The organism is Candidatus Roseilinea sp. NK_OTU-006 (assembly GCF_012931985.1).
Classification (GTDB): Bacteria; Chloroflexota; Anaerolineae; order J036; family Brachytrichaceae; genus JAAFGM01.
Map to the genome: position 1 here is coordinate 50,365 of NZ_JAAFGM010000007.1, position 9,819 is coordinate 60,183.

General features: G+C 65.1%; 7 protein-coding genes. 2 read left to right on the forward strand and 5 right to left on the reverse strand.

Features of this window, described 5'->3' with window-relative positions:
* Positions 1–4 precede the first annotated feature (4 nt).
* A complete protein-coding gene (locus tag GXH28_RS05980) occupies positions 5–748 on the reverse strand; it encodes a FadR/GntR family transcriptional regulator (protein ID WP_255464534.1) in 744 nt (247 codons plus the stop codon).
* Positions 749–947: 199 nt separating this feature from the next.
* On the opposite strand from GXH28_RS05980, the gene GXH28_RS05985 reads away from it, so the two are divergent.
* Positions 948–3,194 carry an AAA family ATPase gene (locus tag GXH28_RS05985; protein WP_169238113.1) on the forward strand — a complete coding sequence of 749 codons (2,247 nt, stop codon included), beginning with the start codon at positions 948–950 and terminating at the stop codon, positions 3,192–3,194.
* A gap of 78 nt (positions 3,195–3,272) precedes the next feature.
* Here GXH28_RS05985 and ahcY read toward each other — a convergent pair whose 3' ends face one another.
* On the reverse strand, positions 3,273–4,535 hold the full coding sequence (gene ahcY, locus GXH28_RS05990) for an adenosylhomocysteinase (protein ID WP_169238114.1): 1,263 nt from the start codon (positions 4,533–4,535) through the stop codon (positions 3,273–3,275).
* Between the two features lie 753 nt (positions 4,536–5,288).
* Here ahcY and GXH28_RS05995 point away from each other — a divergent pair.
* Positions 5,289–5,606 carry a gamma-butyrobetaine hydroxylase-like domain-containing protein gene (locus GXH28_RS05995; RefSeq protein WP_169238115.1) on the forward strand — a complete coding sequence of 106 codons (318 nt, stop codon included), beginning with the start codon at positions 5,289–5,291 and terminating at the stop codon, positions 5,604–5,606.
* Between the two features lie 252 nt (positions 5,607–5,858).
* Here GXH28_RS05995 and GXH28_RS06000 read toward each other — a convergent pair whose 3' ends face one another.
* The 3 genes from GXH28_RS06000 to GXH28_RS06010 are packed head-to-tail and all read right to left on the reverse strand — an operon-like array spanning position 5,859 to position 9,803.
* The gene (locus GXH28_RS06000) at positions 5,859–6,425 is read right to left on the reverse strand and encodes a sortase (protein WP_169238116.1); all 567 of its coding nucleotides are present in this window, start codon (positions 6,423–6,425) and stop codon (positions 5,859–5,861) included.
* On the reverse strand, positions 6,422–7,120 hold the full coding sequence (locus GXH28_RS06005) for a DUF11 domain-containing protein (protein ID WP_169238117.1): 699 nt from the start codon (positions 7,118–7,120) through the stop codon (positions 6,422–6,424). Before GXH28_RS06005 ends, GXH28_RS06000 begins: the two co-directional genes overlap by 4 nt.
* A gap of 13 nt (positions 7,121–7,133) precedes the next feature.
* Positions 7,134–9,803 carry a C25 family cysteine peptidase gene (locus GXH28_RS06010; protein ID WP_240550228.1) on the reverse strand — a complete coding sequence of 890 codons (2,670 nt, stop codon included), beginning with the start codon at positions 9,801–9,803 and terminating at the stop codon, positions 7,134–7,136.
* Between the last annotated feature and the right edge of the window lie 16 nt (positions 9,804–9,819).

Consider the following 9,819-nt stretch of genomic DNA (forward strand, 5'->3'; position numbering starts at 1 on the left):
TTCATCATGCGGCAATCGTCGGTCGGGCGATGGTTTTGTCCTCCGAGGTTAGGGCGTCGTCGTTCACTCGGCCGTGCAACGCGCGCGCCTTGGGTCGCTTTTGCAACAGCCTGGTATGCTGAACCAACAGCCGATAGGCTTCGTCCGCGTTGCCGGCAACGATCGCGTTGACGATCCCCGCGTGATAGGTCCACACTTCGTGCAGATAGTCGTAGTCGGAGAACACGCTCAGTCCCTCGGCTTCGTAGCCATCCCAGTAGGCCTCTAGCAAGCCTTTGACGAAGGGGTTGTCGAGGCGGCGATAGATCGTCAGGTGCAGCTCGCGGTGTTCTTCATGGGGGATGCGCGGCGGATGTTCCTCCAGCTTGGCAAAGGCCCGCTCAATCAGTAATTTCAAGCGAGCCGTGTCCTCATTCGTCAGCAGCGCAACGGCTTCATGGAAGAAGGCAAATTCGATGTGGTTGCGCAGTTCGCTGAAAGCGTCGAAGAGTTTGCGGTTCTGAGCCAGCGCATAGAGCAGGCTAAAGCGAACGGCGGGGAGGAAGCTGAAAGGGCTGACGCGGATGCCGGTGCGCGGTTTTACCTCAACTAAGCCAAGCACGCGCGCCACTTCGAGCTGTTCGCGGAGTTTGCCGATGCTGATCCGCAGCTCGGCGCTCAGCTCTTCCAGCGGCGGCAGCCGATCTCCCGCCTGCAAGCCGTTCGCGATGATGTATTCCAAAAGGTCTGATTCAATGCCGCGCAGCATGGTGGTGAGTGGTGGTCAGTCCAAACAATATAATAGTTCCGATTATTCAGACAATCAGGATTTTACACATCGCACGCCAAAAGTCAACTACCGGTCGGGATCGCGCGCCGGCACGCTGGCCCGTCAGGGGGATGGGTGGGCGCAACGCACGCGCATCGAAGCGGCCCGGCATACCCCGCATGGGCGATAATCTCTGCTCATGGCCACGTTGAACAAGGACTTGCTCGACGCCACCACACGCCGCGCCCTAAACCGCGCGAGCGACATCATGCGTCAGATGGGCAAAACGCTGCTGATGCCCGAGATCGCCTTGCTGGCGCTGCTGCGTATGCCTGAATCTACGGCCTACCGGGCCATCCAAAAGCTGGCCGAAAGTCGTGGTTTCAAACCGGCCGACCTCGAACGCGAAACCGAGGCGCAGGCCCGAGCGCGCGAAGGCCGTTCGGCCAAGTTCGACTACATCACCGACCAGAACGCAGCGGCGACGCTCAGCGACGAGATGTTGATTGCGCTGGACGAGGCGCGCGCTATCGCGCTGGCCCACGGCGAGATCTACATCGGCACAGAGCACTTGCTCGGCGCGCTCTCTCAGACCGGCGTCAGCACCGCCGGATTGTTGCAGCGCAAAGGGGTGACGCCCAGCGCCCTTGCGGCGCTCATGTTGGAGGGGGTTGTCAGCAAGCGCACCACAACGGTGGACTGGGTGGCGGAGGTGAAACGCGGCCGGCTTGCGCCGCTCTTCCCACGTGAGAGGCTGTTGCAGGAATTGGTCAGCGTGCTGTCGCTGGCGCGCGGGCGCAACGCCTTCCTGGTCGGCATGCCGGGCAGCGGCCGCCGCAGTTTAGCCCAGTCGTTGGCCTTCCTGGTCGCCGAGGGGAAGGGACCACCCGGACTCGAGCGCATCATCGAGGTGAGCGAGAGCGCATGGTTAGATAACCCGCAGTTGGCCATGCAGGTGGCGCTGCGCCAGGCGGAAGGGGGGGCGTTGTTCATCGCCAACATTCATCGTTTCTTCGGCCGCGCCGAAACCGGCGCGCAGATGAGCGCGATGAAGGACTTGCACAAGGCGATGATCGAAGGCGCGTGCGCTGTGATCGGCGCGACCACCGAGGTTGAATACAACGAGCGCATTCGCGCCAACGCGCCGGTCGTCGAGCATGCGCATGTGCTGCATGTGCCGCCGGCGACGCCCGACGAGTGCCTCCAGATATTGTCGCTGCACAAGCCGGAGTTCGAGCGCGACTATGGCTTTGTCGTGGATGACAGCGCGATTAAAGCGGCGACAACGCTGGCCGCACGCTACATCGGCGCAATGCCGTTGCCGGGCGCGGCTGTGCAAGTGTTGCACCGCGCGTGTGCCATCGTGAAAGGTCCGGGCGTCGGGCGTCGGGAGTCGCGCGCTCCTGCCCCCCACGCCCAACTTACGACGTCGATCATAGACGCCGAAGATGTGACCTACGCCGTCAGCATGATGACCGGCATCCCGGTGACCAAACTGAGCAAGGACGAGCGCGCCAAATACGCGCAAATGGTGCAGGCGCTGCAACAGCGCGTGATCGGACAGGACGATGCCATCCTCGCCATCAGCCGGGCGGTGAAGAGCGCGCGCGTCGGTTTGAAAGACCCCAAGCGGCCGATCGGCTCGTTCCTCTTCCTCGGCCCCAGCGGTGTGGGCAAGACCGAGCTCGCCAAGGCGCTGGCGGAATTCCTCTTCGGCAACGAAGACCACCTGATCGCGCTGGACATGACCGAGTATCAGAAAGACGACACCATCAACCGGCTGATCGGCTCGCCGCCGGGCTACGTAGGCTACGAGAGCGGTGGCCAGCTCACCGAAAAGATCCTCAAGTCGCCTTACGCTGTGGTGTTGTTCGACGAGGTGGAGAAAGCCCATCCGCGCATCCTCGACATCCTGTTGCAGGTGATGGAGGAGGGCCGGCTGACCGACGGGCAGGGGCGCGTAGCAAACTTCGCCGAGACGGTGATCATCCTCACCAGCAACCTTGGTGCGCCTTACTTGAACGATCTGACGCTAGGTGAGCAGGCGCATGAGCTGGCCATGCGGGATGTGCGGGCATTCTTCCGGCCGGAGTTCCTCAATCGCCTCGATGAGATCGTCATGTTCAAGCCGCTCACGCCGGACGCGATGGCGAAGATACTCGACCTGATGATCGCTCGCGAAGCGAAGCTGGCCAGGGCGCAAGGTGTTGTGTTGGAAGTGACGCCAGAAGCGCGGGCATGGCTCCTGGCCCAGAACACCGAGCCGGGCTTGGGCGCGCGGCCGTTGCGGCGCATTCTGCAGCGCCAATTGCGCGAGAAGTTGGCCGAATATCTGCTCACCTTGCGCGCGCCGCCGACGCACGTCTTGGTAGATGCAGACGCCCAGGGCCTGGTCTACTCTGTCGATCGCTCATCCGCCGGCGCGCTCACCCGAGCCGGCCGTTGAGCCCATCGTCCGGCCGGATGCACAGGCGCGGGGCAGCGCGCGATTTCGATGCTGCCCCGCCTGTTCCCTCGGCGTCGGCTAAGTCCCTTCCTCCCAGCTCGCCAAGTAGCGCGCCTGCTCTTCGGTGAGTGTGTCAATCTCCACGCCCATGCTGCGCAGCTTGAGGCGGGCGATTTCACGGTCAATCTCTTCGGGGATGGTGTAAACGTCGGGCTTGAGGCCAGCGCCGTGCTTGAGCATGTATTCCGCGCCGAGCGCCTGGTTGGCGAAGCTCATGTCCATCACTGCTGCCGGATGGCCTTCCGCCGCCGCCAGGTTGATCAGCCGGCCATCGCCCAGCAGGTTGATTCGTCGGCCATCCTTGAGCGTGTATTGCTCGACGAAGGGGCGCACCTGACGCGGCGGGCGACCGTCGCTCAGCTTCTTTAGCGCAGGGATGTTGATCTCGGCGTTGAAATGGCCGGAGTTCGAAAGGATCGCGCCGTCTTTCATCACGGCGATGTGCTGCTCATCAATCACATTCTTGTCGCCCGTCACGGTGATGAACACGTCCCCCTTCTTGGCGGCTTCGAGCAACGGCATCACCTGATAGCCATCCATCAGCGCCTCGAGCGCCTTCAGCGGATCCACTTCGGTCACGATCACATGCGCGCCCAAGCCGCGCGCGCGCGCGGCCACGCCGCGCCCACACCAGCCATACCCGCTCACGACGACCGTGCGGCCGGCCAGCAAGATGTTGGTCGCGCGGATCACGCCGTCTATCGTGCTCTGGCCGGTGCCGTAGCGATTGTCGAAGTAGTGCTTGGTCATGCTGTCGTTCACCGCCAGCACCGGGAAGCGCAGCGCGCCGTCCTTGGCCATCGCGCGCAGCCGGATGACGCCGGTCGTCGTCTCCTCCGTGCCGACGCGCACCTCGCCCACTTGCTGCGGACGCTCTTTGTGCAGCACGCTCACCAGGTCACAGCCGTCATCCATCGTCATGTGCGGGTGATGGTCGAGCGCCGCGTTCAGATGGCGGTAATACGTGGCATTATCTTCGCCCTTGATGGCAAAGACGGGGATCTCGTCATGGACGACGAGCGAAGCAGCGACTTCATCCTGTGTGCTGAGCGGATTGCTGGCGCACAGCACAATATCCGCGCCGCCGGCTTGCAAGGTGCGCACCAACGCTGCCGTCTCGCTGGTGACGTGCAGGCAGGCCGCCACGCGCACACCCCTCAGCGGCTGCTCCTTTGCGAAGCGCGCGCGGATAAGCTGGAGCACGGGCATCTCTTGCTCGGCCCATTCGATCTTGTAGCGACCCGAAGTCGCCAGGTCTGTGTCTTTGACGTCGTAGTGCATTAGATCGTCTCTCCTCTTCGTTTCACATCTGTTTCAATCTGAAAGATACCAAACGCCCGGGACTCCAGGCCGCTTGCCCTCTCCCAACCGGTCGGCAAATGTCGGAAGCGGTTGATCCAAGAACCCGTCCGCTCCGCCACCCAGCGCCCGCGCGCGATAGCCGCGGATGGCGCGCTAGTCGGCCATCGCTTCACCCCGCCAGGATAGGACACCCGATTCGGATTACGCTGCACGGCCTCTTCGGTCAGCTTGAAGTCCATCGGATTCGCGCCGGCTACCTAGTTCGGGCTTTGCCCACCATTCATCTGCAGCACCAGACCGATCGGACGGTGCTTTCGATTTCATGCCGCGCCATTATGCCACTCCGCTGGGATAGACCCCCAGACGAGCATCGCGCTAGGCTTCCGGCGCGCCGCCGGCATGACAGTTGCAAAGCTCAACCGTCGCCTGAACGCCCGGCCCGATCGCCGCACGCATTGGAAACGGTCAGGCAGTCGTTACCAGCGCTGCGCAGAGTCGCTGTGCGGATGACAGGCTGTTCGCACTGTGGCAACAGCTTCCCGGGCGGAAAAGTAGGCGGGGAAATAAGGCGCGGGCGCGTCTGCGCGATGCGCTTGAGTGAAGTCAAAGAAGGGCCAACGGCGCACGCGCGTCTGGAACCCGCGCTGCCGGTATGTGACTAAGCTGTCGGCGCGAAGCACTTAGCGGAACTGCTGCGCCGAAATCTGAGGTCGCGTAGAATTCACGCCGCGTATGCGACCGACCCAGATTACCGCCGACAAGACAAAAGCCGTCCTCACAATCACTTGGGACGACGGGGAGATATCTGAGCTACCTTTCGCGCTGCTGAGCGATTTATGCCCTTGCGCCACCTGCAATGAGGAACGCAACAATCCCGACCCGCTTAAGATCATCCGTCCCCGATCATACGAGTTGGAGGCGATCAACCCGGTGGGCAACTACGCCATCAATATCATGTGGAAAGGCGGTTGTCGGTTCGGCATTTACTCTTGGGAGTATTTGCGAGAGATGACCAACCTACTGCGACGAAGCGCATCGCAGGATGGGTAAACCACCAGTGCGCTATTCAGCACCTCTTTTTAATCGCCACGCGATATCGGTTATGGCCGTTTACCGCATCCCACTTTTCTCTCACTTCGAACTTCACTTTGAGCCAACCTAATGTCGCATGATTAATGACCGGTTGGTGTATGCTGGGTTTATTCAGTCGTCCTTCGCTGGTCATTTCACCGTGATCCTCGCTTATTAGCAGATAAACGCGAGCTAGCCCCCTTGTGACCTACGAAGATGGCTAGATTACGCTCAGATTCCACTTAAAGCGAGGATTAACCGGGGTTGCTCGGCCGGCCTAGTGTCCAACCTGGCCTCTACAAGTAACCGACGCACATACGCCTGCTTGCTCTGGCTCCAGGTGGCGCAAGTGAGCAGGAAGAGGCGACGGCCATCGCGACGATAGATGGCTTTTACATCGCTCGGCTGCAACAATTGATGGCTCACGGTGCGATAGCGCCACACCTGACCACTGCGCGTCTGCAATATCACGCGCGCGCCGACAGGCAACGCCGCCAATCCGTAGAATGGGCCATGCGCGCCGCCCTCCAGCGTGACGTGCGCCGCAAGCACCATGGCCAGCGCATCTCCCGGCCAGCGACCGGTGGTCTGCAACAGGCCCACTTCGCGCGCGCCAAGCCGGCTCTCATCCCACGCCCCATTGACGATGGGCAGCAGTACTACCGGCGCATCGCGCAGCCCCAACGCCGGGATGCTCAACGCCGCCGGCGGCGATGGAGCAACAGCGCCCACCCCTGGCCATGCCAGCATCAGCCCAGCCAGCGCGCGCAATGCCTCACGCCTGCTGACCGGCCTCATCGCCGCCCGGTGCCCGGCAACTCGGCCGGCACAATCAAAACCGCGACCGTGTTCGATTGTGTCACGCCCTGGCTGCTGGTGAGCACCGCGGTGTTCAGCACGTTCGCCGGCGGCTGGGCGCGCTCGTTCACCCGCGTGGTGATGGTGAAAACCACCCGCTCGCCCGGCCCCATCGTCCCCAGGGCCAGCGTCCAAGTGCGCGAGCCGGCGTCGAAGCTGAAATTCCCGCGCGGCACGCTGGCGCTCAGATAATCCACCAGCGGCGAGATCGCATCCCCCACCACAACGTTGTCAATGCTCACCGGGTTGGGGTTGATCACCTCGATGGTGAACACCACAATATCGCCTGGCCGCGCCTGTTCCAGGTTGACCTGCTTGATGATGTACGGATCAAACAGCGCCGGCAGCGGCGTCGCGGTGGGCGCAGCCGGCGGCGGCTGGCTCGTGGGCGGCGTCGCCGTTGGCGTTGGCGTATGGGTCGGCGTGGGCGTAGGGGTGGGGGTCTCGGTCGGCGTCGGGGTGGGTGTATTGGTTGGCGTCGGCGTAGGCGTGTCGGTTGGCGTGGGGGTTTCGGTAAAGCCGGCCGGCGCCTGCGGCACAGTCGGCGTTTGCGGTGCGACCAGCACGCTCATCACCGCCATCACCGCCAACAGGATCAATCCCAGAGCGAGCGAAGCGAGAGGACGTTTCATCATGCGTTCACCTTCATCACTGTCTTGTGAGGGGTAGATACAGCGCCTGAGCGGCCCAACGCAAGCCGGGCGCCAGCGCAGGGTCGCCGAGCAAGGTGTAGGTGTCGAGTAAATCGAGGTACAAGCCGCCGCCCGCCAGCGCCAGCTTGCCGGCCAGGGTTGCATCGCCCAGCCGGCTGCCGGCCAGCCAGGCGTCGGTCAGATTCCGCCCCAGCACGTCGTGACCGGCGCTGAGGGTGAGGCCGGTCGCGCCCCAGGTGGCCACCGCGCCGCGCCCATCGGCGCGCAGCAACGTCTCATCCAGCGCATCTTGCAATTCGTGGAAGCGGGCAGTGTAACAGGTCAGGCCAACTACAACCGGCAGCGCAGCGCGGCGCGGCAGCGTCGCCACATCGTCGCGGTGGAACAAGCGCTCGGCGGCCCACTGGCGCGGCGACGCATGGCCAGAGTAAAGCAGCAAACGGGCCAGGTTCCATTGGCTCAGCAATGCGGCGCGCGTTGCGGTGAACGATACGCTGCCGGTGAGCGTCGCCGTCACAGCCACATACGGCGCGGCGACGTGCGCGGCCAGCGCATTGGCCTTGGCCGGGAAGTCGCCGGCCAGATCGGCGTCATCTGCTGCGATCACCACGCGCCGATCGGCCGGCGTCAACAGCGCATCCTCGTAGGCCAGCGTCTTGCTCACAAGCTGTCGCGTCTCGGTCAGCGTGTTCACTGGCCAGCGCCCCAGCGCGATGTCGGGCAGGGCGTCGTCCCCGTCCACCGTCACAAAGCGATTGTCGGCCGCCGTCTCGCCCAAGAAGGGATCTACCTCGGCCAGCCAGGGGGGGAGGGCGCTGGGCGGCGTGGTGGGACGATAACGTTTCGGGTCAAGCGTGCCATCCCCAACGAGCAGCACATAGGCCGGACGAACAGCATCGGCCTGATAGCGCGCGGCTAGGTAGGCGCGAATGGCCGCTGGGTCTGGGCGGCCCTCGCCGTAGTGATCGTAAATCGCCTCCAAGGTTTGCGTCACCACGCTCAAGCCTTGCGCCTGCCGGCGCGCAACCAACCGGCCCAGCTCGGGCAGCCATGCCGACGGAGCGACGATGTGCAGCGCCCCCTGCGCGGGGTTGAGCGCCGCCGGCGGGCGCACCCGCAGCGGCGCGACGGGCTGCGCAGCCCAAACATAGCGGCGCGGCAAGCCAGCAGGCGGATCGGCAAAACGCACACCGCCGGCGACCGGCGCGGCATTGGCCAGGCGCACCGGCTGCGTCGGCGTGGTCACGTCCAGCAGGTAGGCCGGCGACGCGCCAAGTGTGTAAGCGCGCTGCGCGTCGTCGCCGCCCAACGGCAGGCCGGCCACGCTCTGCCCGTCGCTGACGAAGGTCGCCGCGAACGCATCCACCCAGCTCCCTTCCACCGCCACCCCGCTCAGGCCGGGCAAGGTCACCGAGAGCGCGTTGTGGGCGCCGGCGATTCCGCCCAGCGCGGCAGTGATCGCCTGCCGGCCATCCCAGGTGACCTCGCCGAGCAGCGCCCCGTTCAGCCAGACCTGCGCGCGGTGGTCGGGCGCTTGGGGCGGATCGGTGTAGCCGATCAGCCACACGGTGAGCGTGACCGGCTGCGGGGCGGCCAGCGGCAGCGTGAAGGCGTGCGTCCAGCTCTGGCCGGCCTGCAAGTTGGCCCAGGCCCAGCGGTCGCCGTCGCGATGCGCCGGCGGGCGACAACCGCAGTCCGGCGTGTATAGCGCGTTGTGCTCAAAGGTCAGCGTGGCGTTCAAGCTGCCGGCGGACAGCGCGCCCGGCGCGGCGTCGCGCGTGCTCAGGCGGGCCACCGGCGCGCCGACATCTTCGAGCGCCCAGGCGTCGTGGTCGGCGTAGCGGCTGAAGCGCGGATCGGCGTAGAACAACAACCGCTCGCCTGCCTCGAAGACATCATCGCCATCGCCCTCCCAAAGCATCAATACCTCTTCCCCGCCCCGGCGCAGCCGCAAGCCATGCGGCGAGCCGACCGCCGCCCCCGCGGCAGCCAAAGCCGCAGGGGTGATCGCCACCAGCCCCGGGGTCGCCACGTCTATCCATGCGATTACCCCGCCGGCCGACTGTCGCTCCGCACGCGCCTTGACGGCAGGCGGCGGCGCGACTTCCTGCGGATTGACCACCTGCCCGCGAACGACGCGCAGCAGCGGGTCATCGTCGTGCGTCGCCGCGCCCGGCCTGGGGCCGGTGGGCGCCGGCCAGCGCACGGTCGCCCGCAAGGCGCGCACCACTTCCCAACCCGCAGCAGTTGGCCGCGCAGGCAAGAACTGCACACGCGCCAGCGCCACGCCGCGCATCACCCCGACCGGCTCGACGCGCAGCGGCCAAGCGTCCGGCAATGCCGGGGCCAGGGCGTCCTGCGCTGCCGCCGGCAAGGGCAGGTCGCTCACCGTCGCGGCGTCCAGCGCCTGCACCGTCACGGCCGGCAGCGTTTGGGCATCCGGCACAGCCACCAGCCAAGCTGCAAACGGCAACGCGCGCCCATCCGCCAGCGGCCAACGCAAGGGCAAGGCGTCGTCGAGGGCAGCCGAATCGAGCGCGACCTCCAGGTGCAATGCCCCCGGCTCCGTCCAGACGCGCAGCGCCGGCGCAGCACCCGCGCGCAAGGGAGGCATAGGCGCGAGGCCAAGCAGCGCGCCCATCCCCAGGCTCACCACCACGGCCATGATCTTCACAGCGGTC

What these genes read in the sequence shown, in the direction of transcription:
- GXH28_RS05980 (WP_255464534.1), bottom strand. Translation starts at nt 748, where the DNA reads ATGCTGCGCGGCATTGAATCAGACCTTTTGGAATACATCATCGCGAAC.
- GXH28_RS05985 (WP_169238113.1), top strand. Translation starts at nt 948, where the DNA reads ATGGCCACGTTGAACAAGGACTTGCTCGACGCCACCACACGCCGCGCC.
- ahcY (WP_169238114.1), bottom strand. Translation starts at nt 4,535, where the DNA reads ATGCACTACGACGTCAAAGACACAGACCTGGCGACTTCGGGTCGCTAC.
- GXH28_RS05995 (WP_169238115.1), top strand. Translation starts at nt 5,289, where the DNA reads ATGCGACCGACCCAGATTACCGCCGACAAGACAAAAGCCGTCCTCACA.
- GXH28_RS06000 (WP_169238116.1), bottom strand. Translation starts at nt 6,425, where the DNA reads ATGAGGCCGGTCAGCAGGCGTGAGGCATTGCGCGCGCTGGCTGGGCTG.
- GXH28_RS06005 (WP_169238117.1), bottom strand. Translation starts at nt 7,120, where the DNA reads ATGATGAAACGTCCTCTCGCTTCGCTCGCTCTGGGATTGATCCTGTTG.
- GXH28_RS06010 (WP_240550228.1), bottom strand. Translation starts at nt 9,803, where the DNA reads ATGGCCGTGGTGGTGAGCCTGGGGATGGGCGCGCTGCTTGGCCTCGCG.